The organism is Aeromonas sp. ASNIH7 (assembly GCF_002903485.1).
Lineage (GTDB): Bacteria > Pseudomonadota > Gammaproteobacteria > Enterobacterales > Aeromonadaceae > Aeromonas > Aeromonas caviae.
The window spans coordinates 4,096,446-4,120,864 of sequence record NZ_CP026226.1; the positions used below are offsets into that span (position 1 = coordinate 4,096,446).

The following is a 24,419-nucleotide window of genomic DNA, read 5'->3' on the forward strand; positions in this document are numbered from 1 at the left end:
GTGCGCCAACCGATATTTCATACCACTCTCCTTGCGGCGTACCAGGAGGCGAGCGCGCCACAGACGGGGGCGAGCAGGAGCGCCGTGACGGCGTGCAAGGGGGCGGCCTCGAAGGCCAGCCGCCAGCCAAAGGCGCGGGGGTTGACCACCTCGATGAGCACCCAGGCAAGGCCATAGCCCACCGGCAGGGCCAACAGCGCGGTGAGCAGCCCGAGGCCCGCCCCTTGCCACACCAGCAGCCGGCGGCAGTGGCGCGGGCTCAGGCCAAGGCTTTGCAGGGTCTGCAACTCGCCGCGCCGGGCCAGCCCCAGCACCATAAAGGCCGAGCCGATGCCGACGAAGGCGATCCCCAGAATGAGCAACTTCAATAGCTCGGTCACCACGAAGGTCTGATCGAACACCTTGAGGGCTGCGGCGTGGATGGCGGGGGCGGGCAACAGGTTCACCTGCTCACCAAACTGGCTCCTGAGCCTGTCACCAAGGTGCTCGGGATCCGGGCTGAAGAGGGCCAGGGATTGCACCTTGCCCCCTTCGAAGGCGTGCAGTATCTGCCCCTTGTCGCTGCCGTAATCCTGATAGACGCCGGTGACGGTGAAAGCCCTCGGCCCCCCTTCGCTGGTTACCTCGAGGCGCTGGCCCACCCTGACCCCGAGACGTACCGTCAGCGGTTCGCTCGCCAGCACCTCGTCGGGAGCAGCGGGCCAGCGCCCGGCCAACAGGGGATAGGCGGCTTTGAGCTCGGGGATAAAGTCCATCTGCGCCCACTCGATGGGCTGCCCCTGCCAGCGGGCGGGGAGCACGGCGCGGCGGGAGGCGGCGCGCACATCTGGCGAGGCGAGGATGGTGTTGAGGGTCTGCTCGCCGAGTGCGCCCCTGCTGCCGGCCACCCCCTTGGGAGCGGTGACGTAGAGATCGGCGGCCAGGCGCTGGCCGAGCCAGATCTCCACGCTCGAGCGAAAGCTCGACACCATGACCCCGATGCCGATGGCCGCGGCGATGGCCAGTTGCAGCGCCATCACCGCGATGGCGGTGCGATCCAGGTGATAGAGGGTTTCTGCCACCCCGAGCCGGGCGGTGAGGGGGCCGCGTGCACGCAGCCGCCCCAGCAAGGAGCGAAGGGCATCGGGCAGCAGGAGGGCCATGGCGAGCAGCCAGCCTCCGGCCACGAAGAGGGCGCCGCCAAGGCCGGTGGCGGGCTGCCACAGACACAGGGCGCACAGCAGCAGAATGACGATGGCAAGCCCCCGGCGTTGCCAGGGGTGAGCCGGTGGGCGACTGTTGCCCTCTCGCAGCGCAAGGGGGGATTGGCGCAGCAGTTGCCACCAGCCGGGCAGGTTGGCGGCAAGCATCCCCAGAAGGCCAATCACCAGCGCCTTGCCAAGGCTCGTCGGGGAGAGGCGCAGCAGGTCGATGGGGTTGGGGCCATAAAGGTCGGCCAGCGCCTGGGTGAGCTGCCCCATCAGGGCGAGGGCCAGCAGGCTGCCGAGCAACAGCCCGAGCAGAGTGCCGAGGGTGGCGAGGATCAGGATCTCCAGGGTCAGCCAGCGCAGCACCCGGCGCGGCGGCATCCCGAGGATGATGAGCTGGGCGAGCAGGGGGCGGCGCACGCTCTGCACGAAGCGCTGGGCGTTGAACACCAAGAACAATCCCACCGCCATGGCGAGCAGGGAGAGGGCGGTAAGGTTCAGCGCCAGCGCATCTCCGAGCTGGCTGGCATCGAGGGCCGGGCTGATGGGCTCAAGCCAGAGGGGCTGATGGGGGGCATAGGATTGCAGGGCCGCCTGCAAGGCTCTTTGCAAGGTATGGGCCTCTTGCTCGCTGAGTTTGAAGACGATGCGATCCAGTCTGCCTTCCTTGCCAAGCAGGGGCTGGGCGAGGCCGATGTCGGTCACCAGCAGCCGCTCCATGGGGACGGCGCCGGGCTCGAAGGTGCCCGCCAGGGTCAGAGTCAGGGGGCGTTGCCCCTCATCCCCCAGCACAAAGGTTCGCGACTGGCCCGCTTGCCAGTCAAGGCGCCTCGCCTCGGGGGCGGCCAGCCAGACGCTGTCGGCGCGATTCAACGAGACATCGGGTTGGCTGTCAGGCGCATCGCCAAAGAGGCGGCGCAGGGGGCCGGGGTTGAAGAGATCCATCCCCAGCAACTGGAAGCTGTGCCCCTGCTCGTCCTTGAGCCAGGCGTGAAGCTCTGGCATGGCGTCAAGGTTCGGCTGGCTTCGCACCAGCCTCACGTAGACTTGCTCATCCAGGCCACCCTGGGGGGCCAGGCGGTAGTTGGCCTCCCCGGCGAGCTGGCTGCGGGCGGCGACGAAGTTGGTGCGGGCGCTGTGGTTCAAGAGCTCGATGGCCACCACCAGGGTGACCCCGAGGGTGAGCCCGGCCAGGCTCATCAAGAGCAACCAGGGGTGAGCGCGATAGAGGCGCAGCAGCGCCTTGAGCGGCAACATCAGCAGGCCCCCCGGCAGACGTCAGCCATGGCGGCGCCCCTTGAGCTCGACCAGCTGCCCCCCTTCAAGGCGCAGCACCCGATCCGCCAGGTCGCCATAGCCCGGGTTGTGGCTCACCAGCAAGAGACCGGCGCCGGTATCGCGCACCGCGCTCATCATCAGGGCCATCACCTGCTCGGCGTTGTGTTCATCAAGGCTCCCGGTGGGTTCGTCGGCGAGCAGCCAACGGGGCTGATGAATGAGGGCTCGGGCCAGCGCCACCCGCTGGCGCTGGCCGCCGGAGAGCTGTTCCGGCCAGGCGTGGCGTTTGTGGCCCATGCCAAGGCGCGCGAGCAGGGCATCGAGGCGCCCATCGTCCTGGGGCAGGTTGTTTATCTGAAGGGGCAGGGCGAGGTTCTCGGCCACGGTCAGGGTCGGCAGCAGGTTGAAATCCTGATAGACGATGCCGAAATGGCGCCCGCGAAGCCGGGCCCGCTCGTCTGTCGGCAGGGTGTCGAGACGGGTCTCTTTCAGCCAGATCTCCCCCTCGTCCGGGGCGATGAGACCGGCGATGAGGTTGAGCAGGGTGGACTTGCCACAGCCGCTTTGCCCCAGCAGCAGGCAGGTTTCCCCCGGGGTGAGGGCGAGATCCAGCCCCTCAAACAGGGGGAGCGTCTCGCCGCCGTTGGCGAAGCGTTTACTGAGGTTGCGCAGGCTAAGCATGGGATAACCGTTTGATGGTCAATGGCTTTCACAATGTCCGTCACTATGCCAGTTAGTGATCGCGCCTGCAAAAGGGATGGGGATCCTCGCTGGATCCCGCTTGCCTGAGGTGGTTAGAATAGGGCCTTCCATGGGTCACAGGATGAGCAAGGATGTTACACAAGCAAGTCAGTTTTATCGTCGACAGCAAGGGCGTCAAGCAGGCTGCCGTGGTCCCCATCGATATCTACAACGAGCTGATGACCCTGCAAAAGGCCCTCTCCGACAACAAGCCGGGGGAGCGCGAGCTCTACCACTTCAACGGCAAGGGGGCAGAGGCCCATGGTTATCCGGTGGGCAAGCGGCAAAACCCCGGTTTCATGGTCCAGGCGGGCTCCACCGCCAACGGCGAGGATGCGGCCTCCCTGCGCGAGGCGGTGATCGAGCTGCGCCAGGAGCTGCTGGGCAAGGGGGTGCTCGTTCCCCACCCCGAAGGGGGCTTCATCTTTACCGCCGATCAGCTCTTCAACAGCCCGAGCCTGGCCGCGAGCCTGGTGGCGGGCAACAACCGAAGCGGGCTGGATGCCTGGCAAAACAGCGCAGGCTACACCCTCAAGCAATCGGGTTTTGGCAAGAAGACCTCCTGATGACGGGGCCCGGCAACGGGCCTCGCTCATGTTTGCCTTAGTGCCCGCGGCGGGCCGCTCATCAGGATGACAAGGAGGGCGGCTTCCCTTTGCGCTGCTAGCCTCAATGCCAGACGCCTGCCAGGAGATGCCGCCATGTCTGGACTCCTTCGCCTCGTGCCCGGGACGGCCCTGCTCAGTGCCCCCGCCGCTGCGGGCAACGGCCCCCTCGATCTGACCCACAGCGGGGTCGGGCTCTTCGCCCTCGCCATCTTCGCCCTGGCTTATGCCCTGGTGATGGCCGAGGAGTACCTGAAGCTGCGAAAGTCCAAGCCGGTGCTGGTGGCCGCCGGCATCATCTGGATAGCCATCGGCCTGGTCTATACGGGGCAGGGGCAAAGCGAGCTGGTTCAGGCCGGTTTTCGGCACAACCTGCTGGAGTATGCCGAACTGATGCTCTTCTTGCTGGTGGCCATGACCTATGTGAACGCCATGGAGGACAGGCTGCTGTTCGCCGTGCTGCGGGTACGCCTGGTGCAGGCGGGATTCAGCCTGCGTACGCTCTTCTGGCTCACCGGTTTTCTCGCCTTTTTCATCTCCCCCGTGGTGGACAACCTCACCACGGCGCTGCTGATGTGCTCAGTGGTGCTCAACGTGGCCAACGGGGAGCGCCGCTTCATCAACCTGGCCTGCATCAACATCGTCGTGGCAGCCAATGCGGGCGGCGCCTTCAGCCCCTTTGGCGACATCACCACCCTGATGGTGTGGCAGGCGGGCAAGGTGCCGTTCCAGCAGTTCTTGCTGCTCTTCATCCCCGCCCTGCTCAACTTCCTGGTGCCGGCCACCCTGATGAGCCTGATGGTGCCCCGTCTGGTGCCCGCCATGCCGGGCTAGATGGTGGTGCCAAGGCGCGGCGCCGTTGTCATCGTGCTGCTCTTTGTACTCACCATAGTGACCGCAGTCGCCTGCCATCACTTCCTGGGGCTGCCCCCCGTGCTCGGCATGATGATGGGGCTGGGCTACCTGCAATTTTTCAGTTTCTATCTGCGAAAGACCCAGCCCGTCACCCTGGCCCGGGCACGGGCGCTGTATGAGCGCACCGGGGACGAGGCCAGGCTGCTGCGTCTGGGCTCGGTGGTGCCGTTCGATGTGTTCAACAAGATTGCCAAGGCGGAGTGGGACACCCTGCTCTTCTTCTACGGGGTGGTGATGTGCGTCGGCGGCCTCGGGTTTATGGGGTATCTGGCGCTTGCCTCCCATTTCCTCTATGACGGTGGCGATCCGACCCTGGCCAACGTCGTCATCGGCCTGCTCTCCGCCCTGATCGACAACATTCCGGTGATGTTCGCCGTGCTCTCCATGGAGCCGCAGATGAGCACGGGGCAGTGGCTGCTGGTGACATTGACCACCGGGGTGGGGGGCAGTCTGCTTTCGGTCGGCTCCGCCGCCGGGGTGGCCCTGATGGGGCAGGCCAGGGGCATGTATACCTTCGTCGGGCACCTCAAGTGGTTGCCTGCCATTTTGCTTGGCTATATGGTCGGCATAGGGGCGCACCTGTGGCTCAACAGCGCCCTGTTTTAGGCAACCCGGTTCCAGGCACCAGGGAGAGGCAGGATGGGACAACTGTTCGAGGCGCTTTTGCCGCGCCATGTCACCTTTATCGAGGGGCAGAAGATCTTCTTCGTCGGCACGGCGGCTGCGAAGGGATCGGTCAATCTCTCCCCCAAGGGCGGGGATTCGCTGCGCGTCCTCGATGCCCACACCCTGGTCTGGCTCAACCTGACCGGCAGCGGCAACGAGTCCGCGGCCCAGGTGCTGCAACAGCCGCGCATGACGGTGATGTTCTGCGCCTTCGAGGGGGCGCCGCTTATTCTGCGAGCCTATGGCCAGGCACGGGTGCTGCACCGCACTGATCCGCAGTGGCCGTCGTTGCTGGCGCTGTTCCCCCCAAGCGTCGCGGCTCGCCAGATCTTCCTGCTGAACATTGAACGGGTCCAGACGTCGTGCGGCATGTCGGTGCCTCTGTATGAGTACCAGGGAGACAGGGAGGATCTTGCCAACTGGTCCGAGCGGCAGGGCCGGGAGGGGATTGAGGCCTACTGGCGCAAGAAGAACCAGCTAAGCCTGGATGGGCTGGAGAGCGAGATCCTGGCGCGCAGCGGGTTGCAGGCCGATGACTGAGGCCTGCGCCCCGATGCAAAAAGCCCTGTCCATGGACAGGGCTTTTTCATTGCAAGGCATCAGGGGACGCGCTTGCCGCTCAGCAGCCAGTAACTGAGGGCCGACCCCAGGCCGCAACCGGCGATGGCGATGGCCATGGGGAGCGGCGATTCGGGGGGATTGAGGTTGACCAGTACCCCCACCAGGGCCCCAAGGCCAAAGCGCAGGGTACCCGCCAGCGCCGAGGCGGTGCCTGCGGACTGGGGGAAGTGGCCCATCAGGCCGGTCATGGCGTTGGCCCCCACCAGGCTGATGTGGCCGACGAAGAGCACGACGGGGATGACGATGCCCCACAGGCCCCCGGTCTGGCTCCAGGCGTTGTAGATGAGCAGGGCCCCGGCGAGCGGCAGCACGGTCAGGCCGTATCGCAGCATGCGTTCGGCACCCACCCCTTTCACCAGCCGGCTGTTGGCGAAGGTGACCACCATCATCAGCAGGATGTTGAGACCAAAGAGCCAGCCATAGTGCTCGGTCGGCACCTTGAAATACTCGATGTAGACATAGGGGGATGCGCTCAGGAAGGCAAACATGCCGGAGCTCGACAGGGCGCCGCACAGCACATAGCCCATGGCACCACGGTGGGAGAGCACCCCCCAGTAGTTGCGAAGCACCTGCCCGAGTCGCAGGGGCTGCTTGTGCTCGGGTTTGAGGGTCTCCTCAATCTTCCACTGCATCACCAGGCAGATGAGCAGGCTGATGGCCACCAGCAGCCAGAAGATGACCCGCCAGTCGCTGTGAGCGCTGATGTACCCCCCTACCACCGGGGCCACCAGGGGGGCGAGGGTCATCACCAGGATGACGAAGGACATGGCGCGGGAAAACGCATCCTTCTCGAACAGGTCGCGCAGCAGGGCGTTGACCACCACGGAACCCGCGGCGCCCCCTGCGGCCTGCAACATGCGCCAGGCGAGGAGCTCAGGCAGGGAGTCCGCCATGGCGCAGCCCACGGAGGCCACGGCAAACATCGTCAGGCCCGCCAGGATCACCGGCTTTCTGCCGAAGCTGTCGGCGAGCGGCCCGTAAAAGAGCTGGCCGATGGCAAAGCCCCCCAGGAAGGCGCTGATGGTGAGCTGGGCGCCGTCGATGCTGGTAGCCAGATCCCGGGCGATGGCGGGAATGGCGGGCAGATACATGTCCACCGCGAGCGGAGTCAGGCCCGCCAGGGCACCGAGCAGGATGAAGAGGAAACGGGGGGAGAGGGAGCTGGCTTGGGGCATAGGGTATCCGAGTCGTGGGCTGGGCCGGGTTGAGAGGCAGGTGTTGAGTCTATCAGTTTTGGCGGGCGCGATCAGGTGCATCCTGCCCGATGCCCTTTTGTCTGGTGTGGCGCCAGAGCAGCCAGAGCCAGGCAAGCCATCCAAGCAGGGAGAGGGCATTGCCGGTGCGCTCCGGCCATCGTACCGCCAGGGTCAGGGTGAGACTGTGGTGGCCCGCCGGAACCCAGAGTTGCATCAACCCCTGGCGATTGGCGCTCACCGTCAGCGCCAGGTGCCCGTCGAGGCGGGCCTCCCAGCTGGGGTAATGGTATTGGTGCAGGACCAGCCGGGTCGGCACCCGGGCCTTGACCTCCAGCGCCAGGGCGCGGGGTTGCCAGCGGGTCAGGCTCCAGCTCGCGCCTGGCGGTTCGGCGCTGACGGGCGGCTGGAACTCCTCCTTCCAGGCGAGCAGGGTCGGGGCGAACATGCCCCCCGGCACCTGCCTTGGCCTGTATTCCCGGGCACTGCGCTTGCTGTCGAACTCGAATGCCATGGCTTCCCGTTCGGGGGCCTGGGTGAGGGGGGCGTGACGCACATAGGCCAGGGTGGAGAGGAGGGTCAGCAGAAATACTCCCCACCAGAGCCCCTGCCAGAGACGATGGGGCTGGGTGTCGAGCGCCACCACGGCGACCGTGGCAAGGGCGAGCACTAGGTTGAGCCGCCAGGGAAACTGGACCCGCTGCAAGGGGGGAAGCAGGCTCCAGAGAGGCTGGCTCGGGGGCAGCATCATCAGGAAGGCGACGACGCCGATCGCCCCCCAGCACAGCAGCTCGGGGTGGCGCGGCTCCCGGGCGGCGGCCCAGGCGATGAGCAGCAGGACCAGGGTCAGCATGCTCTGCCACGCCAGGTGACCGCGAAAACGCCAGTCCTCCCAGGCGCTGGGCAGGCGGTCGAGAAAGTTGCGCCTGTAGTCGAACATGCCGCCGCGCATCAGCTCCATGGAGATGGCCCCCTGATCCGCCAGGGCGGGCAGCAGCAGGGCGGCTGCCATGCAAAGCCCCACCCCCTGGGCGCCGAGGGCTTGCCAGCAGGGCGTCAGAGTGCGGGTGCGTCTGGTGAACCAGAAGGCGCGCAAGGTGACCAGCCCCATCATGAGCAAGAGGCTGGGGAGGTGGGAGAAGGCCAGCAGCGCCAGCCCCAGGATCAGCAGGGGCAACCCCTGAGGTCGTCCGCGGTGGGCGAGATCCTGCCCCAGCAGGATAAGGGGAGCCCAGGCGAAGGCCCAGAACTCCGCCAGGGCGAAGCGGGCATAGAGATCCATGGCGACATGATAGGGCAGCGCCAAATAGAGCAGGCTGGCGGCCAGGGCCCGGCCAGGGGGCGTGGTGGCACGCAGCCACAGATAGGCAAACACCCCGGAGAGCAGCAGGGCCAGGGTGGCGCTGCCAAGCAAAGGGTAGATGGCTTGCTGGGGGTGGGCACCGGGCCCGGCAAAGAGGGCGCTGACGTAGTAGGGGAGCGGGGGATAGAAGAAGAAGGTGGGGCTACCGAAGCCGCCGTTCATGGCCATCAGCCAGCGGGGATAGAGTTCCCCCTGCCAGAGCTGGCGGGCAAAGTAGTGGCCGGATAGCAGGTGGTGGAACAGATCGTGCCCCTGACTGCCCCCCTGCCACCAGAGCGGCAGCATCAGCAGGGCGCAGGCCAGCAACAGGGCCAGCGCGACCCGGATCCCCTCCCCGGTTCCGCTCGTGTTTCTTTCCATTGCACTGGTTCCTGACAGACCCGGCTGTGAGTGTAGACGAGTCGAGCGATGCCCTCGCAAGCGCCCGGTTCAGCGGGGCAGGGCGAGCCAGAGGCCGGGTTCGGCGTGAAAGCGGGGGGCAAACCAGAGGGTGTCATAAGGGCCTGGTAGCGCCTCTGCCCCCAGGGGGCGGCGGCTGAGGCGGCAGGCCCCCTGGGTGAGCGCAAGGGCGGCATCCCCCCGGTACCAGCCGTCGGTGACGGGCAGGGTTGTGGTTTCCCTAAGCAGCCTCACTCCCCACTGGGTTACCAGCGCCGGGCACGTTTGTTCGGCCAGTCTGGCGGCCCGGGTCATGGCTGGTGCCGCCGGTGGGGTGAGGGTGCAGAGCAGCAACAACAGGGCTCCCAGCATGGCTGGCAGCTCGCCCCGGCGCGGCAGCCAGCCTGCCAGCAGCACGAGGCCAAGCAGGGTGATGGGCGCGAGATGGCGGGGATTGTCCGGATTCTGGCCAAACAGGGTCCAGAGCAGCAGGGCGAGCCAGTAGAGCGTCCAGAGCACGGAGGGGGTCGCATTGTGATCTTTTGACCGTTGCCAGAGTGGCAGTATCAGCAAGGCTCCCATCAACAGGGGCCAGAGCGGGGTGAGCTGATCGTTGAAGGTATTCGCCCAGCTCAGCAGTCGATCCCCGTGGGCTGCCGCCGTGTTGCCCCACAGGGTAAAGTGGCCGTCGGTAAAGCGCCGCCCCTCGCTGAAATAGGCCCAGCCATCGGCCTGCCAGACAAACAGCAGGCAGGCTAGCCCCACCAGCGCGATGGGGAGCACAAACCTGACGCGCGTGCCCTGCTGCGCCATCCCCAGCCAAAGGGGCAGCAGGGCCAGCACGAAGTAGGAGGGACGCAGGGCCAGCATGAGGCCCAACAGCAGACCCGCCAGCGCTATCTTGCGCTGTTGCAAAGCCAGGAGCGCGCCCAGCCAGGCGGCCAGCGCCGGCCCGTCGGACAGGCCGGAGAGGGCGAGCGTCGGGGTGAGCGGCAGGGCTAGTACCAGCAGCCAGACCGGCGCCAGCAGGCTGGGCCGCTGCCACAATCTGACCGCGAGGGAGGCGGCGAGTGGCGCCAGCAAACTGCTCCCCAAGAGGCTGGCCCACTGCACCGCGCGGGCCGGATCGTCCACCGCCAGATTGATCAGCCGCGCCAGCCAGATAAAGGCGGGGTAGCCCGGAAAGTGGGGGGAGAACTCCAGTACGCTGAAGCGCACCACCCCGTGGGCGATGTTCAGGGCATCGTCGGAATCGAGCGCCACGGGGAAGGTCAGCAGCCAGCCAAGCCAGGCCAGTTGCAGCAGGGCAAGCAAGTAGGGTCGATTAGCGAAGCGTAATCGGCCGTGGCGACGCCCCCCTTCTCCCCTTGCGGGAGAAGGGGTGGGGATGAGGGGGGCCGTCGTCATCGATGAGAGGTCATCAAAGCGGCGCCAGCACGGTCATCAGCGCTTTTTCGGCATCGCCAAAGGCAGCGGCATCGGCAGGTTTGGCACCCACGCCGAACACTCCCGGGTTGCCGATGGCATCGAGCACCTTGGCCAGCGCCTGTTCGGCGGCCTTGCGATCTCCTTCATTGAGGGAGGGGAGGATCAAATCCAAGAAGCGCTTGCTCTTGACCACCAGCACCTTGGCGGTCTGGTAGTCGCCAAGGTTCTGGCTGGCCCCTTCGAGGCGGCGCTCGATCTCCGCCTTGTAGGCCCGGTTGAGCAGGGCCGCGGTAGCCACGGCGTCTTTGGCCTTGATGGCGGCGGCCAGCGGTGCTTGCAGCTCGACCTGGTGGTGCTCTTCCAGATAGGTCAGCTCCTCGGCAATCTCGCTCAAGGTGGCGCTGGCATCCTTGCCGTCAGTGGCGGCGCCCAGCAGTGCCTCGCGGGCATCGATCAGCGGCTCCTTGCCGGCTGCGGCGTAGGAGTAAGCCTGCGCCTGCCCGCTCAGGGTCAGCAGCAGGGTGAGGGCAAGTAAACCCGGGCGGATGGTCATCCTGTTCTCCTTACTTATGCCAAGAGGTTATGCCCATGGCGCGGCACTCAGGCCACGCTCTGGGTTTCAATGACGGTATTTTCGTTGCGATGATTGAAGATGGCGTGACGTCTGTCCACCCCGTCGATCACCATGTCTGCGGCCATCATCCCCATCTCCATGGCGGTGTCGGTGAAGATGTAGCGGAATGTCCCCTGACGGCCGGTCATGATGAGGTTGCCTATCGGCATCAGCGCCTTGATGGCTTCGTTGCGGCGGGCCTGATAACCCAGATCCATCAGCGGATAGGCGTATTCACTGCGCGCTTCGAATGTCTCATCGCCGAGCTTCTGGGTATCGACGCCGAGGCTGTCGAGATCGGCGGTGACCCGGCCGCGCAGATCAGAGAGCGGTGCCTGCCAGGTGGCATCCCCCGGATTGCAGGGGATCTCCAGCATCACCGAGGTCTGGCCTTGGGGCGCCATAAAGGGGCTGCGCCGGCGCGGCTCCTGCAGACGGGTCGCCAGAATATGGGGGTCGGAGAGGTACTGCCAGGTGTTGTCCGACAGGTTCTCCTGTTTGAGGGGCATATTGACGAAGCGAAGCGACCGGTAGTGCAGATCACACGGCAAGCCCAGATGCTGGCAGGTGAGCGGCAGCGGCAGGGTGGAGATCACCTGATCAAAGCGCTCGCTCTGCTCCACGTCATCTTGTTTCCAATAAACCCGTTCGATGCGGCCATCAGCCTGCTCGAGACGGGTGATGGTGGCGCCGGTTTTCAGCTCAACCCCTTCGGCCACCAACCGCTCCCCCAAGGTGGTGAAGATCTGGCCGAAGCCGTACTTGGGATAGCGGTATTTGCGGGCATAGGTGCGCACCGACATGCTGCCGTTGCGCCTTGGCAGCAGGCGGCGTGCCACGTCTTTGAGATCGATCAGGCTGATGCGCTGGCCGGCCCAGTCGGCGGAGAGCTTGTCCGGGTTGATGCCCCACAGCTTGCCGGTGTAGCCCTCGAAGAACTGGCGGTAGAGGGTGCGACCGAAGTGGCTCTGGATCCACTCGGCAAAGCTCGCCTTGGCAAAATCGGTAGGCTTCTTGGCAAAGGGCAACAGCAGCAGATCCTTCACCGCACCGGCCATCAGGGCCAGCGGCGCCGTCTTGAGCAAATTGGGCAGGTTCAAAGGGTAGTCATAGGTGCACCCGCCAAAGCGGATGACGCTCTTTCGCTCGGCGTGGAGCAGGTCGTCCCCCATCAGCTCATCGATAAAGGCGAGCAGCTCGGGGTTCTTGGTGATGAAGCGGTGGCCGCCGTAGTCGAAGCGATACTCCCCGTCGCGCCCCTTGAAGGTCTGGGTGGCGCACATGCCGCCCACCACGCTCTCCTGCTCGAACAGGGTGACCGCAAAACCGGCCTGGCGCAGGCGCCAGGCGGCCATCAAACCGGCAGGGCCGGCACCCAGCACCGCAATATGCTTCTTGTTGTTGTCGTTCATGAGTGTTCCGAAACGGCGTGATAGCTGGGGGAGCCCGCCTGTGCGCGGCTCCCGAACAGAGTGTGATCCCCGGGCTCAGCCCTTGGTCGGGGCAGCGCTCCCCTGGGGGCGATAGCTGCGATGCCAGAGGGTGACAAAGATCATGAGGTAGCTGGCCCAGGTCAGCAACTGCAGGCCGGCCGGTGAGGCGTTGTAGCCAAACAGGGCGCGCAGGAAGGTGCCGAATACCCCCTGATCGTCGAGGATGTGGCTGATGTTGAAGACCGGCGTTGCCCAGAAGGTGATGACGTCCGCTGCCTGCAACATGTTGACGGCGGACGAGAGCAAGCCTGCGGCGATGATGATGATGAGCAGGCCGGTCCAGCGGAAGAAGGGGGCCAGCGCCACCTTGCGGGTGGAGCGCAGCAGCCCCCACACCAGCACCACAGAGACCAGCAGTCCGGCCAGCGCCCCCATCAGCCCCTGGTGCAGATCCACCCCTTGCCCGGAGTAGACCAGGGCCGAGAAGAAGAGCACGGTTTCAAAGCCTTCGCGCATCACAGCCAGGAAGGCGAGCAGCACCAGACCAAACAGGTTGCCACCGTCGATGGCGGCATCGATGCGCGCCGTCATGGCCCCCACCTGGGATTTGGCCTGTTTTTGCATCCAGATAGCCATATAGGTGAGCACCAGGGTGGCGAACATCAGGATCCCCGCCATCAGCAAATGGTTATAGCGCTCGCTCTCGAACTGGCTCACCACCACCTGGAACAGGAAGGCGACGACGAGGGAGGCGATAAGACCCAGCCCCACCCCCAGATAGATGAACTTGTTGTAGCGGCTTGCCCCCAGCTTGGCGAGGTAGGAGAGGCAGATGCCGACCAGCAGGAAGGCTTCCAGCCCCTCGCGCAGGGTAATGAGAAAACTTGCGAACATCAGGATTGAGGCTCCGTATCGGGCGTAACGGGGAGGGGCTGCAGGGTCAGTTGCAGCCGATTGAGTAGCACTATGGGGGGCTCCGGCAAGCTCGGCTCGGCGGCGCGCACCGCATCATTGACCCACTTGGGGTAGGTGCGGAAATTGAGTCTGATATCGGCCTTGAAGGGCCCCTGAGCGTCCGCCGGCAGCGGCCAGGTTTCATCGCGCGAGCCATCGGCCGGGATGCGGGTGTCTTCAAGGAGCTTGGCATAGCGCCAGAACTTGAGCCCCACCGGCTTGCCCTCGGCATCGCCGAACACTTTTCTGAACAGCCGCGCATCCTCAGGGACGGCGCCGTTCACCGGCTGGCCGCTTTCAAGCACCAGCTTGCCGCTGGCGTCGGTAACGGTCAGCTCCAGCCAGAGTTCACGGAAATCGGCGACCCCGGTGGGCAGGGCGTGGCCGGCGCCGGTGTTGGCGACTCTCACCACCAGTGCGGGTTGGCCGCTCTGGTTTTCAATGCGGGCCGAGAGGGTGGCGCTGGAGCGCAAGAGCGCCAGGCTCTCCTGCTCAAGGGTTGCACTCCTCAGCCCCACCAGCTGATGCTGGGCGCCGGTAAAGTTGTGGCGATAGAGCCGCTCTTTCACGGTGCCGTTTTCGGTGGACTGGCCCGCCACCGGCGCGCCGCCGTTGCCAGGTGTAGGGTTCATGTGGCAGTCGATGCAGGTGCGCCGTTTGGCAGGATCTTCGGCTTTGGCGAAGCTGGATTTTTCCCACTCATCCCAGGTGTTGACGATATTGGCGCCGGTGCCGGGGGCGAACTCGTTGTGGCACGACTTGCACAGGGCCGCGTCCCGGTAGAAATCCTTCTGGTAGGAGGCCTTGTGCATGGCGGGGCGGGCGTTGATCTGCCGCTCTGCCAGCCAGTGCTGGAGGCTGCCCCCCGGGGTATCCTCGAACACATAGCTCTCGCGGTCTTTCAAATTGACCGTAAAGGCGCTGTTGCCGCCGGCATCCTCGAGCTTGGTGATGCGATGACAGAGCACACAGCCAGTCCCTTCCTCCACCACGGGCTCGCCTTTCTGGTGGGCCGCAATGAGCGAAGCACCGCCCTGCTCGAACATGTGAGAGCCCTTGGGCAGATCAGTCTGGCCGTTCATCACCTGCTGGGGCATGTGACAGCCCTGGCACCACTGGCCGAAGGCCTCCCCTTCGGTTTCGCGGGCCAGCGCCTGCACCACCTTGTAGTAGGGGTGGGAGTTGCCCATCAGCCGGTGGTTGCTCTCGCTCCAGTCCTTGAACGCCTGTTGGTGGCAGTTCTGGCAGGAGGCGGAGTTGAGCCACTCCTTCGGATGAGTGGTCGGCGCCTTGGCAGGATCCCTGCGCGGGGCATCGAGCCTAAGCCAGTTGGCCAGATAGGGGAGGTTGCCATCACTGGTGACGAAAGCGTGCAGATCCTCCATCATCGCCTGCACCTCGGGCTGGGGCCTCGCGGGGTCGACCGCATCGGCCCCATCGCGGGTGTCATGGCCCATGCCGCCCTGGGTCTGCTGGGTCATGCGCAGGTATTCGCCGATAAAGTCCCCCGCCACCATGTTGGCGAGGTTGGCGTGGCCGTTGATGGCGTTGTCGCCGCTCTTCTGGCGATGGGCCGCCATCAGATAGCGGTTGGTGAAGTTGAACCCGTCCAGATGGCAGGAGTTGCAGCTCATCCAGTTGTCCCCCGCCATGGGGAAGCGGCTGTTGGCGGCAGTGTTGCCCAGGTTGAACAATCGTTCACCGCGCTGAAGCGGCTCGGGGCGGGGATCCGTCTCTACCAGTTTGGCGAAGTGGGGCACATCCACCGTGACCCGGGCAAACGGGCCGCTGCCGCCGGTGTTGAGACGGGTGAGATCCTGCCCCATGACGTTGTGCACCAGGATGTGGTCGCCATCGATCAGCAGATCGCGCGGATTCTGGCCCGGCAGGTGACGCAAGAGCTGGGTCGCCTTGGCGCCCCCCTGAAACTTCTTGCGGCGGTGGCGGTTGCTGTTCTGCTTGCCGCTGCGCGACAGGTCGAACACCAGCAAGTCTTCGGAACCCGCCAGGGTCAGGTAGACCCGCTTGCCATCGGCGGCGAAGCGCGCCGCGAACGGGTTGGAGACGATCTGGCTGCGGTTGCCGACGCTGGGCAGGTTGATCTGCAAGAAGAGCTGTTTTCTTTCATCGACCCGCTCCTTCTCTTCATCGAGATCGATGATGGAGACGGCCGGGAAGACGGTGCTCTGAAACTGGAAGGGGTGATCGAAACTCCAGAGCACGTGGGGCAGCCAGGCTTCGCTGCCATCGGGGGAGAGGGCGATGCCGTCCAGCAGGCGCGGCAAGCCCTGGGAGTCGCTCGCTTTTCCAGTAGGGGGCGCGCTGTGGGTTTCCGCCAGGGTGATGAGCTTGGGCTTGGGCAGAGTAGCCCCCTTAGCGTCTTTCTCAAGCTTGGCGAGATCATAGATGGCGAGCTGGCCGGTCATGGCGTGGGTGAGCAGCAGGCGATCATTGTCGGTCAGGGCCAGCCCACGGGGAGTCTCGGCGGTTTTTGCATCCAGTTGGAGGTTGCCCGCCCTGTCATAAGCCTGAAGGCGCCCTCCCTCGAACAGCGTGACCCAGAACCACTGCCGCTTGGGATCGAAGATGACGCCATAGGGCCTATGGCCGGTGGGGATCGCCTTTTCCAGCTCGAATTCATCATCCAAGAGCAGCAGGCGATCGCCGCTGTAATCGGTGACCAGCAGGGTGCCGTCATCGGCGCGGGCCAGCTGGCGCAGATCGCCACCTAGTTGTGCCTCCTTGAGTCGCTTGCCGCTATCGCGCTCAAGCAGGGTGATCGAGCCGGCACTCTGGTTGGCGGTGACGAGGCGCGGGGCGCTCCCCTCGTCATAGGCAATCATGGCGGCGCCCATCTCCCGGGCCGAGGCGGTCCCCAGCAACAGGGTGGCCAACATCAGGGATAACAACAGCTTCAACATAAGATCAGGTGCGCCATTTCAAGATGGTCCAGCGCCAAGCGTGGCGCAGCACCAGGGGCGTCAACGCGAGGGCGCTCAGCCAGTGGGCCCAGCTGGCAAGGTTGCCGAGGCTATCCCCCGGGGTGCCGTGCAGCACCAGCACCAGTCCGCTTGCCAGACAGACCAGCAGCAAGGCTTCGATGATGCGTCCCGTGGTACGCAGAAAAGGCTTGCGGCTCTTGCGCAGCAGGCTGCGATGGGAGAGCCAGAAGGCGCCAAACAGCAAGGGGAACAGGGTGAGCGAGAGGGCGACGTGCAAAAACAGGTTCCAGCGCGCCAGGGACCAGGTCGGTGTCAGGGGTTCCCACAGCAGCAGACCGGAGAAAAACATCAGATAAAGGGCACCCTCGGCCGCCTGATGGTGATAGGCCAGCCACTGCCAGCATTGTCGTGGTGAGAGGGAAAGACTCGTCATGGGTGCTCCAGCTCCCGGGCGGTTCAGCCCGGGGCGAGCAAGTTTACAATGCAGTAAGGGTAATGAAAAGAGTTATCAATTCGGCTCTTGATGAATAGACCCTGAATGGCATCGGGTCCTATTTGTGCTCCGCCAGCCGCTCGGTCACCGCATAGATAAGTGCCGCGGTGGAGAAGGCGAGGAAGACGATGACCGACCACTTCATCTCGATCTCGTTGCCGGTGCCGTCGTCGAGGAAGGCTTTGAGCACCTCGATGCCGGCGATGGTCACCAGGGAGTTGATGACGATGAGTTTGAGGGATGCGAAGTTGATCTTGCTGAGCCAGTTGTCGCCAAGGGCTGCTCGCTGCTCCGGGGTCTTGATGAACTGCACGTAGCCGCAGATGGCCACCAGGATCAGCATCTGGGCCACCAGCACGAAGTCCACCAGGGTGAGTACCCCCGTGATGAGATCCAGATAGTGGATGTCGATGATGTCGCGGCACAGCACATAGAGCTGCATGGCGAACTTCACCATCAGGAGGGCGACACAGATAAGGATGCAGACATAGAAGGGGAACATCATCAACCGGCTGCCGTTGAGCATGACGTTGAAGCGGCGCATGGGAAACTCCATCGAAAAGGAAGGCAGCCAGAATATCCGGAAAGAAAGGAGCGGGAAAGCGCCTTGGCGCCTCCCGCCCGGCCTAGAGGGGGAAGGTGGGAAGGCCCTGGAACAACTGCTGCAACCCCTCGCCCCAGGCCTTTCGCAGCGCCACGAAATGGGGATTCTGTTCGGTGATGCGGTGCTGGTTCGTCGCCGAGAAGCTGCCCTCGTGATAGACCAGGGCATCCAGAGGCAAGCCCACCGACAGATTGCTGCGCAGGGTCGAGTCGATGGAGATGAGGGCGCACTGCAGGGCGGTCTGAAGCGGCGTCTCATGGTGAATGATGCGATCGATGATGGGTTTGCCGTACTTGCTCTCACCAATCTGGAAGTAGGGGGTATCAGCGCTCGCCTCGATGAAGTTGCCCTCCGGATAGATGTGGAACAGGCGGTGGCGCTCCCCCCGGATCTGCCCCCCCAGCAGGATGTTGCAGCCGAAGTTGATATGGCCCTGCTGCTGACCCCCATCCCGGCTGATGACGGTGCGTATGGTCTGGCCGATGAGGGCGGCAGCCTCGTAGAGGCTGGGGAGGGCAAGGAGCTCCTGCCCCTCCGTCAGCAGGCTGATGACGCTCTGGGTGGTGGCCAGATTGCCCGCGCTTTGCAGCACTATCACCCTGTCCTCCCGGGTGAAGAGGTGCAATTTGCGGAAGGTGGCGATGTGATCCACCCCCGCATTGGTGCGCGAATCGGACGCAAACACCATGCCGTCTTGCAGGCACATGGCGACGCAATAGGTCATGACCGCACTCCCGCCAGGACTCTCCCGGTCTTCATTGCTGCTGTCCATCCAGGCGGGTCACCTGCGCCTGGCTCTGCAACTGTTCGCACCCGCCGCCATAGCGCACGCCGCGCACCGGACAGGCATCCAGATAATCCATGCCGACTGCGAGCTTGAGGTGCTCGCTGGTGGAGCTGGTGAGGTTGGTGACGTCGAACGTGTGCCAGCGCTCCTCGATCCACACCTCGGCCCAGGCGTGCATCGCCACGTGGCTGTTGTCCTGGCTGTAGAGGTAACCGCTCACGTACCGGGCCGGCAGGCCGGCGTGGCGGCAGCAGGTCAGGAAGACATGGGTGTGGTCCTGACAGACGCCGCTGCCCGAAGCAAGTGCCTCGTCGGCGCTGAAGGTGGCATCCGTGCTGCCTGGCTGATAGGGCATCAGCACCAGGATGCGTGCCATCAGGCTCTGCAAGTCGGCCAGGGTTGGCTCCTCTGGCAGGCAGGCCTTCGCGAGATCCTGCAGGGCCGGGGTCGGGCGGGTGAGGGGGGTGGGCCTCAGGTAGCTCAGGGGAGAGATGAGGGAGGACTCCTCATCTTCCGGGGCGTCGTCGCAGATCTCCACCTCCCCGTGGGCGCGGATCAGGATCCCCTCGTGGGGGGACTCCAGGCTCAGCACGTGCAGTATGTTGCCGTAACCGTCCGTGGTGCAGGTGGCCTCCCCCGGCAGCTCCAGCTCCCAGGAGAGGATCTGCTGGCGGGCAGTGCTGTGGGGGGTCAGGCGCAGGTACTGGGTACTGCGGCGCACCACGTCGGCATAGTGGTAGCGGGTCTGGTGATCGATGATGAGTCTCATAATACCTCCAGGTAGGCGGCGTGGATGCTCTGGCCGATGGCGCCGATGTCGCTGAGGAAATCACTCAGGTACTCCTGCATGCCGAGGGCAAAGACATCGTCGATGGCGCCATAGGTCAGATGGGCGTTGAGTATGGTGGTCAGGCGCCGGGGCGTCTGACCGGCGTTGCCCTCGATCTGGGCCAGGATCAGCTCCATCTCGTCGAGGCAGGCCCGCAGGGAGCGCGGCACTTCATTGCGCAGGATCAGCAGCTCGGCGATGGAGGCATGGGAGAGCGTCTTGTAAAGGGTCTGGTGGGCCTCGTAAGCGCCCACTGACCGCAACAGGGCGTTCCAGCGGTAGAACTCGCGCACGCTGTCCTCGTCCTCCCGGATCACCTGATACTTCACGGTCAGGATGCGCGCCGTGTTGTCGGCCCGCTCGATGAAGGTGCCAAGGCGCAGGAACCAGAGCACGTCACCGCGCATGATGGTGCCATAGGTGGCGCCGCGAAACTGGTGGGAGCGCTCCTTGATCCAGTCGAAGAACTCCTGGGCCTGGCCGCTGGAGAGGCCCGCCTGGCGGCGCCGGCGGATCTCTATCCAGGCGGCGTTGATGCTCTCCCACACCTCACCGGGGATCTTGCCCCGCACGGCGTGGGCGTTGTCCCTGGCCATGCGCAGACAACTGAAGATGCTGCTCGGGTTCTCCTCGTCGAAGCAGAAAAATTGCAGCAGGTTCTCCATGTTCACCTGGCCGTAGCGGGCCAGGAAGGGCTCGTGAGTGCCGCTGATGGTGAGGGGCGCCACCAGCTCGCTGTGATCGGCGTCGATGGAGGGCATCAGCGACATGGTCTGGGTGACGTCCAGCATGCGCGCCGTGTTCTCCGCCCGCTCCAGGTGGCGGGACATCCAGTAAAGTTCGCTTGCGGTGCGGCTCAGCATGGGCTGCCCTCCATGACCCAGGTGTCCTTGGTGCCACCGCCCTGGGAGGAGTTGACCACCAGGGAGCCTTCGGTGAGGGCGACCCGGGTCAGGCCGCCCGGTACCAGGCGCAGCTCCTGCCCCGTGAGAACGAAGGGGCGCAGATCGATGTGGCGGGGGGCGATGCCGGCGTCGACGAAGGTCGGGCAGGTGGAGAGGGAGAGGGTCGGCTGGGCGATGTAGTTGTCCGGCCGCGCCTTGAGCAGCTCGCGAAAACGGGCCAGCTCCTCGCGACTGGCGCAGGGGCCGATAAGCATGCCGTAGCCGCCGGCGCCATGGACCTCCTTGACCACCAGCTCCTCCAGATTGGCCAGCACGTGGGAGAGGGCAGCCGGCTCGCGGCACTGCCAGGTGGGCACGTTGTTGAGAATGGGATCTTCCCCCAGATAGAAGCGGATCATCTCCGGCACATAGGGGTAGATGGACTTGTCATCCGCCACCCCGGTGCCGATGGCATTGGCCAGCACCACGCCGCCGGCGCGGTAGACCGAGAGCAGCCCGGGCACGCCGATGAGGGAGTCCGGGTTGAAGGCGAGGGGATCGAGGAAGTCGTCGTCGATGCGGCGATAGATGACATCCACCCGTTTCAGCCCCGTGGTGGTGCGCATCAGCACCTGACCATCCTTGACCACCAGATCCGCGCTCTCCACCAGCTCCACCCCCATCTGCTGGGCGAGGAAGCTGTGCTCGAAGTAGGCGCTGTTGAAGCGCCCCGGGGTCATCACCACCACGCAGGGGTTGTCCACCGGGCTGCTCTCGCGCAGGGTCTGCAGCAACAGGGCCGGGTAGCGCTCCACCGGGGCGATGGGCTGGTTGTGAAACAGCTCCGGGAAGAGGCGCATCATCATCTTGCGGTTCTCCAGCATGTAGGAGACCCCGGAGGGGGTGCGCAGGTTGTCCTCCAGCACATAGTACTCACCGTCGTGGTTGCGGATGATGTCGACCCCAGTGATGTGGACATAGGTGTCCCGGTGCAGATCGACCCCCTGCATGCAGGGCTGGTACTGGGCATTGGTGAGGATCTGGGCGGCCGGGATCACCCCCGCCTTCAGGATGCGCTGATCGTGATAGATGTCGTGCAGAAAGGCATTGAGGGCGGTGACGCGCTGGCGGATCCCCTTGTCCAGATGTTGCCACTCCCGGGCGGGAATGATGCGGGGAATGCTGTCGAACGGGATGAGGCGCTCGGCGCCGTCCCCATCCCCGTAGACGTTGAAGGTGATGCCGACCCGGCGAAACAGCAGGTCGGCCTCTTCACGCTTGCGCTCTATGCTCTTCTCGTCGGTCTGGTGCAGCCACGAGAGGTAGGCGTGGTAATGATCGCGAAACTGGTTGTCGGTGAGCAGCATCTCGTCGTAACAACCGGGTCCGGGGGGCTTGATGGGCAGCATAGGCAACTCCTTGTGACGTCCCTGCGTACATCACAAAGTGCAAGGGCTGTGCCAGCCAATTGAGTCGCTATCGAGGCCAGTGTCAGTAATTTTTCATTGAAAAATCATATGGATGACTTTTATGTCATCACGGGGCAAGGCAGGGCGCACCAGAGTGGTACCCCAGAGAGGGTATGGCTGCGCCATCTTGTGGCAACAGGCCATGAGGGCAAGGGACGGGCGCAGCGGGATGCGGGGGCGGGAGGCGCGCCCCCTTGCCCCGAGCTGGGGCAGGGGAAACGAAAAAGCCCAGTCCCGAGACTGTTATATCGATCATGGATTTCAAATAGGCTTCTATGTTTTCATATGACTAAGGCTATATAAACAAAATGTTGTAAGGAGGATGGTTTGGCAAGGCGGGGTAGTCTTTTAGGTTTATCTATCAAAGTTGTTAAAGCTATTGACAGGGCTGGTAAACAGGCTGCTAGGGATTCAGCGCGTAGACAGAAAGCAGCTGAACGCGAAAATGCTAGAGCAGAAAGAGAATATCAAAAATTTTTAAGAGAACAGGAGCGAGATGCAATTCGTGCAGAAAAAGAAAGATCTGCACTGGCAAAACAAGCTGAAAAGCTGAGTATTGTTCAGGCAAAGGAAAGATTAAAAGATGAGCTTGCTGATGCCCAAGAAGAATATGAAGACAGATGTTTGGAGAGAGCGACTCTACGCCAGCAATTTATCAGTTTACAACTAAGGTAGAAAAATGGAATACATGCTTTTAGCCGTCATCATTGGTGCAATTGCAACAATATTGATAGGCTATTTTATTATCAAGGGAAAAAGTAATAAGGAACTGGCTAAGTATAAGGCCAACATTGATGCTAAACTTGGCGAGCATACAAGCCTTGAGCAGGAGTTGTCTCAGTTAAAAGATAGCCTTTCATCGCTTAAAAGTGATTTATATAACGATGCGCAAGAATTAGAGCGGGTCAGAATTGAGACGAAAGATCTACAGGCACTTAAGGCAGATGAAGCTCGGCTTTTAGAACGAATCTGCGAAGCAACTGAAACAAATAACAAGCAAAATGAAGAAAAAGACAGGCTGGCATTAGAAATAACAAAGCTCAATGTTGACGTTAAAAATTTGATGGGAATGCTTGATCTATACTCTCGGTTGGACGAGTTCACATCTGTTGGGCATTTTGAAACTCCAGAGTATCTCTATGAAACATCAGCCAGATTCTCAGAAGAAATAAAATATGTCCGAAGCCAACAAAAAGACTTAATTAGAGATAAAAATGCGATAACGTATCCTATCGCTCTGACTATAGCAAATGACAAGTCATTAAATAAAAAGATTCTTGATGGTCAAGTAAAGTTAATGCTAACAGCATTTAATATTGAATGTGATCTCTTGATCGGTAAAGTGAGCCCTAGTAACTTTGCTCGAACCTTGGAGAGAATAGAGAACCTGGCTAATACACTTGAAAAATCAGCGGCAACATTGAAATGTGGTTTTAATATCAGCTATGTAGAATTGAAGTTCGAAGAGTGCAAACTTCAGTATCAATATGCCTTGAAAAAGCAAGAAGAGGCGGATGAGCAAAGAATCATAAAAGAACAAATCCGCGAAGAACAGCGAGCTATTAAAGAGTATGAGCGGGCTATTGCTGAGGCTGAAAAGGAAGAACGTATATATAGGGAGCTATTGAACAAGGCGCGAGAAGAGTTGTTGAAAGCATCTGAGAGCGAAAGGGCATTTGCAGAGCAGAGAATAGCTGAGCTTGAACAGCAACTACTTGAGGCTGAGATGAAAGAGGCTCGGGCAAAGAGCATGGCTGAACAAACACGCAAAGGCCATGTATACGTTATCAGTAATATTGGTTCATTTGGTGAGGATGTCTATAAAATTGGTTTAACAAGGCGACTAGACCCTATGGATCGAGTTAAAGAGCTCGGTGATGCTAGTGTGCCATTTTCTTTTGATGTTCATGCTATGATTTATTCCGATGATGCTCCGGCGTTGGAGGCTACTTTGCATCGGGAGTTTCGAGAGCATCGGGTCAATGCAGTTAACTTGAGAAAAGAGTTCTTCCAAGTGGACTTGTTATCGATAAAGGATGCAGTGGATACAATTGTTGATATTGACGCTGACTTTAAAATGACTGCGCTGGCAGAGGAATACTATGAGAGTTTGCGTCTTCAAGCTGTTGAACCGGAGTTTGATAAAAGAGCTTTGACTTCCACTGAAGTAGCGTAGATTTTCTCAAAACCCAAGTGATGATGTCACTTGGGTTTTTGAGGTCGGTAGTGAATAACCACTCTACACAGAAACAGAAAAATAGATACCTCGTCAGCATCGACGAAACTTCCCGCTACCTCTGGCAATACTGCCCCAAGCTAAAAAGATCGGATATGCCCTTAGTGGCTCAGGTCTGGACATCTTCATTGTAAGGATGGAGCTATATTTAGTTTTTGAAAATATAACTATTTATATTAAGCGTTATCCTTCTAGACCACCTTAATACTGATGCTTTGTCAAATATGGTCTTTAGCTGCCGTCATCATTAAATGACGAATTCCTGTTACATCAAGTACGCAACCTGGTTTAACAATATCCTTATTTGTATAACTACCCTCATGACCATTAGGCCAAGCATAGGGGGCAATCTCATCACCTTTTTGCATTGCAACAAATGGTGTCGAAGACCAGAAAGCTGCAATGGGTTCGTTTCTGTAAGAGTCGGGGTAAAACTCAAAGTATCGGCTGAGCTTAACTCCAGTGAAGGTTGCCGACGATCGCGTCGGCGTGACGACCCGTCACCGCGTCGGCATCGATGCGGCTTTGCACAACTCTTGGCAAACTCAGCTACATCCACAAAGACCGGATATGCCCCAGAACGACCCCGGTCTGTTTCACTAACCATTCCTTTTCCTTGCTCTTCGTGATCGCCTCCATCTTTCAATCTGCATTATCTCCACGCCAGTGCAACAAGTTCCGGTCTGAACATCCCCATGGTTTCCTAGCAGAAAGACCGGAAGCTGTGACCGGAGAGTTTTTCAGGGGAAATCTACGTCAGGAGAGGTGTACAGATCTAGTTATCACCTGACACCGGCCTC

20 protein-coding genes and 1 pseudogene are annotated in these 24,419 nt (G+C 62.2%); 5 read left to right on the top strand and 16 right to left on the bottom strand.

Features of this window, described 5'->3' with window-relative positions:
- Window positions 1–17: 17 nt before the first annotated feature.
- Together C2U47_RS19295 and C2U47_RS19300 are read right to left on the bottom strand one after the other, a co-directional pair.
- A complete protein-coding gene (locus C2U47_RS19295; RefSeq protein WP_041212868.1) occupies window positions 18–2,444 on the bottom strand; it encodes an FtsX-like permease family protein in 2,427 nt (808 codons plus the stop codon).
- Window positions 2,445–2,465: 21 nt separating this feature from the next.
- On the bottom strand, window positions 2,466–3,146 hold the full coding sequence (locus C2U47_RS19300) for an ABC transporter ATP-binding protein (RefSeq protein ID WP_041212869.1): 681 nt from the start codon (window positions 3,144–3,146) through the stop codon (window positions 2,466–2,468).
- Between the two features lie 152 nt (window positions 3,147–3,298).
- On the opposite strand from C2U47_RS19300, the gene C2U47_RS19305 reads away from it, so the two are divergent.
- From C2U47_RS19305 to C2U47_RS19315, 3 genes and pseudogenes are all read left to right on the top strand, one after another.
- Window positions 3,299–3,772 carry a DUF4357 domain-containing protein gene (locus C2U47_RS19305; protein WP_010674381.1) on the top strand — a complete coding sequence of 158 codons (474 nt, stop codon included), beginning with the start codon at window positions 3,299–3,301 and terminating at the stop codon, window positions 3,770–3,772.
- 135 nt (window positions 3,773–3,907) lie between these two features.
- Window positions 3,908–5,332, top strand: a pseudogene (nhaD, locus tag C2U47_RS19310) (sodium:proton antiporter NhaD).
- 33 nt (window positions 5,333–5,365) lie between these two features.
- Window positions 5,366–5,932, top strand: coding sequence for a pyridoxamine 5'-phosphate oxidase family protein (locus tag C2U47_RS19315; protein ID WP_041212871.1), 567 nt, complete (start codon window positions 5,366–5,368; stop codon window positions 5,930–5,932).
- A 59-nt stretch (window positions 5,933–5,991) separates the two neighbouring features.
- On the opposite strand, the gene C2U47_RS19320 is transcribed toward C2U47_RS19315, so the two are convergent.
- The 13 genes from C2U47_RS19320 to C2U47_RS19380 all read right to left on the bottom strand — a co-directional run bounded on the left by C2U47_RS19320 (window position 5,992) and on the right by C2U47_RS19380 (window position 21,323).
- Window positions 5,992–7,188: a Bcr/CflA family multidrug efflux MFS transporter gene (locus C2U47_RS19320; RefSeq protein WP_010674385.1), complete on the bottom strand. Its 1,197-nt coding sequence runs from the start codon at window positions 7,186–7,188 to the stop codon at window positions 5,992–5,994.
- 52 nt (window positions 7,189–7,240) lie between these two features.
- Complete coding sequence (locus C2U47_RS19325; protein WP_103261861.1) at window positions 7,241–8,929, bottom strand: 6-pyruvoyl-tetrahydropterin synthase-related protein; 1,689 nt, start codon at window positions 8,927–8,929, stop codon at window positions 7,241–7,243.
- Window positions 8,930–8,998: 69 nt separating this feature from the next.
- A complete protein-coding gene (locus C2U47_RS19330) occupies window positions 8,999–10,261 on the bottom strand; it encodes a hypothetical protein (protein WP_052814855.1) in 1,263 nt (420 codons plus the stop codon).
- Between the two features lie 106 nt (window positions 10,262–10,367).
- Window positions 10,368–10,928 carry a hypothetical protein gene (locus tag C2U47_RS19335; protein ID WP_052814856.1) on the bottom strand — a complete coding sequence of 187 codons (561 nt, stop codon included), beginning with the start codon at window positions 10,926–10,928 and terminating at the stop codon, window positions 10,368–10,370.
- Between the two features lie 47 nt (window positions 10,929–10,975).
- Entirely contained in the window at window positions 10,976–12,400 is a 1,425-nt protein-coding gene (locus C2U47_RS19340) for an FAD-dependent oxidoreductase (protein ID WP_052814857.1), read from the bottom strand.
- A gap of 75 nt (window positions 12,401–12,475) precedes the next feature.
- Window positions 12,476–13,315 carry an FTR1 family iron permease gene (locus C2U47_RS19345; protein ID WP_052814858.1) on the bottom strand — a complete coding sequence of 280 codons (840 nt, stop codon included), beginning with the start codon at window positions 13,313–13,315 and terminating at the stop codon, window positions 12,476–12,478.
- Window positions 13,315–16,296 (bottom strand): YncE family protein, encoded by a 2,982-nt coding sequence (locus C2U47_RS19350; protein ID WP_174722080.1) that lies wholly within the window; start codon window positions 16,294–16,296, stop codon window positions 13,315–13,317. Before C2U47_RS19350 ends, C2U47_RS19345 begins: the two co-directional genes overlap by 1 nt.
- A 4-nt stretch (window positions 16,297–16,300) precedes the next feature.
- Complete coding sequence (locus tag C2U47_RS19355; RefSeq protein WP_103261862.1) at window positions 16,301–16,750, bottom strand: hypothetical protein; 450 nt, start codon at window positions 16,748–16,750, stop codon at window positions 16,301–16,303.
- Window positions 16,751–16,868: 118 nt separating this feature from the next.
- On the bottom strand, window positions 16,869–17,354 hold the full coding sequence (locus C2U47_RS19360; RefSeq protein WP_010674393.1) for a YqhA family protein: 486 nt from the start codon (window positions 17,352–17,354) through the stop codon (window positions 16,869–16,871).
- 82 nt (window positions 17,355–17,436) lie between these two features.
- The gene (locus C2U47_RS19365) at window positions 17,437–18,186 is read right to left on the bottom strand and encodes a peptidase (RefSeq protein WP_223916588.1); all 750 of its coding nucleotides are present in this window, start codon (window positions 18,184–18,186) and stop codon (window positions 17,437–17,439) included.
- The gene (locus tag C2U47_RS19370; RefSeq protein WP_010674395.1) at window positions 18,170–18,970 is read right to left on the bottom strand and encodes a transglutaminase family protein; all 801 of its coding nucleotides are present in this window, start codon (window positions 18,968–18,970) and stop codon (window positions 18,170–18,172) included. The genes C2U47_RS19365 and C2U47_RS19370 overlap by 17 nt, the downstream gene beginning before the upstream one ends.
- Window positions 18,967–19,893: an alpha-E domain-containing protein gene (locus tag C2U47_RS19375; RefSeq protein ID WP_010674396.1), complete on the bottom strand. Its 927-nt coding sequence runs from the start codon at window positions 19,891–19,893 to the stop codon at window positions 18,967–18,969. Before C2U47_RS19375 ends, C2U47_RS19370 begins: the two co-directional genes overlap by 4 nt.
- Window positions 19,887–21,323 (bottom strand): circularly permuted type 2 ATP-grasp protein, encoded by a 1,437-nt coding sequence (locus C2U47_RS19380; protein ID WP_010674397.1) that lies wholly within the window; start codon window positions 21,321–21,323, stop codon window positions 19,887–19,889. The genes C2U47_RS19375 and C2U47_RS19380 overlap by 7 nt, the downstream gene beginning before the upstream one ends.
- A gap of 387 nt (window positions 21,324–21,710) precedes the next feature.
- Here C2U47_RS19380 and C2U47_RS19385 point away from each other — a divergent pair, with 387 nt between their 5' ends.
- On the top strand, window positions 21,711–22,058 hold the full coding sequence (locus C2U47_RS19385; RefSeq protein ID WP_103261863.1) for a hypothetical protein: 348 nt from the start codon (window positions 21,711–21,713) through the stop codon (window positions 22,056–22,058).
- A 4-nt stretch (window positions 22,059–22,062) separates the two neighbouring features.
- On the top strand, window positions 22,063–23,559 hold the full coding sequence (locus tag C2U47_RS19390; RefSeq protein ID WP_103261864.1) for a DUF4041 domain-containing protein: 1,497 nt from the start codon (window positions 22,063–22,065) through the stop codon (window positions 23,557–23,559).
- A gap of 278 nt (window positions 23,560–23,837) precedes the next feature.
- Here the strand turns inward: C2U47_RS19390 and C2U47_RS22995 are convergent, their stop codons facing one another.
- On the bottom strand, window positions 23,838–23,987 hold the full coding sequence (locus C2U47_RS22995) for a hypothetical protein (protein ID WP_154670444.1): 150 nt from the start codon (window positions 23,985–23,987) through the stop codon (window positions 23,838–23,840).
- Between the last annotated feature and the right edge of the window lie 432 nt (window positions 23,988–24,419).

Excerpts from the sequence above, each read along its gene's own strand:
- C2U47_RS19325 (WP_103261861.1), bottom strand. The coding sequence starts at position 8,929 with ATGGAAAGAAACACGAGCGGAACCGGGGAGGGGATCCGGGTCGCGCTG.
- C2U47_RS19380 (WP_010674397.1), bottom strand. The coding sequence starts at position 21,323 with ATGCTGCCCATCAAGCCCCCCGGACCCGGTTGTTACGACGAGATGCTG.
- C2U47_RS19390 (WP_103261864.1), top strand. The coding sequence starts at position 22,063 with ATGGAATACATGCTTTTAGCCGTCATCATTGGTGCAATTGCAACAATA.
- C2U47_RS19340 (WP_052814857.1), bottom strand. The coding sequence starts at position 12,400 with ATGAACGACAACAACAAGAAGCATATTGCGGTGCTGGGTGCCGGCCCT.
- C2U47_RS19350 (WP_174722080.1), bottom strand. The coding sequence starts at position 16,296 with ATGTTGAAGCTGTTGTTATCCCTGATGTTGGCCACCCTGTTGCTGGGG.
- C2U47_RS19305 (WP_010674381.1), top strand. The coding sequence starts at position 3,299 with ATGTTACACAAGCAAGTCAGTTTTATCGTCGACAGCAAGGGCGTCAAG.
- C2U47_RS19335 (WP_052814856.1), bottom strand. The coding sequence starts at position 10,928 with ATGACCATCCGCCCGGGTTTACTTGCCCTCACCCTGCTGCTGACCCTG.
- C2U47_RS19320 (WP_010674385.1), bottom strand. The coding sequence starts at position 7,188 with ATGCCCCAAGCCAGCTCCCTCTCCCCCCGTTTCCTCTTCATCCTGCTC.
- C2U47_RS19355 (WP_103261862.1), bottom strand. The coding sequence starts at position 16,750 with ATGACGAGTCTTTCCCTCTCACCACGACAATGCTGGCAGTGGCTGGCC.
- C2U47_RS19295 (WP_041212868.1), bottom strand. The coding sequence starts at position 2,444 with ATGTTGCCGCTCAAGGCGCTGCTGCGCCTCTATCGCGCTCACCCCTGG.
- C2U47_RS19360 (WP_010674393.1), bottom strand. The coding sequence starts at position 17,354 with ATGCGCCGCTTCAACGTCATGCTCAACGGCAGCCGGTTGATGATGTTC.
- C2U47_RS19375 (WP_010674396.1), bottom strand. The coding sequence starts at position 19,893 with ATGCTGAGCCGCACCGCAAGCGAACTTTACTGGATGTCCCGCCACCTG.
- C2U47_RS19300 (WP_041212869.1), bottom strand. The coding sequence starts at position 3,146 with ATGCTTAGCCTGCGCAACCTCAGTAAACGCTTCGCCAACGGCGGCGAG.
- C2U47_RS19315 (WP_041212871.1), top strand. The coding sequence starts at position 5,366 with ATGGGACAACTGTTCGAGGCGCTTTTGCCGCGCCATGTCACCTTTATC.
- C2U47_RS22995 (WP_154670444.1), bottom strand. The coding sequence starts at position 23,987 with ATGCAAAAAGGTGATGAGATTGCCCCCTATGCTTGGCCTAATGGTCAT.
- C2U47_RS19345 (WP_052814858.1), bottom strand. The coding sequence starts at position 13,315 with ATGTTCGCAAGTTTTCTCATTACCCTGCGCGAGGGGCTGGAAGCCTTC.
- C2U47_RS19365 (WP_223916588.1), bottom strand. The coding sequence starts at position 18,186 with ATGGACAGCAGCAATGAAGACCGGGAGAGTCCTGGCGGGAGTGCGGTC.
- C2U47_RS19370 (WP_010674395.1), bottom strand. The coding sequence starts at position 18,970 with ATGAGACTCATCATCGATCACCAGACCCGCTACCACTATGCCGACGTG.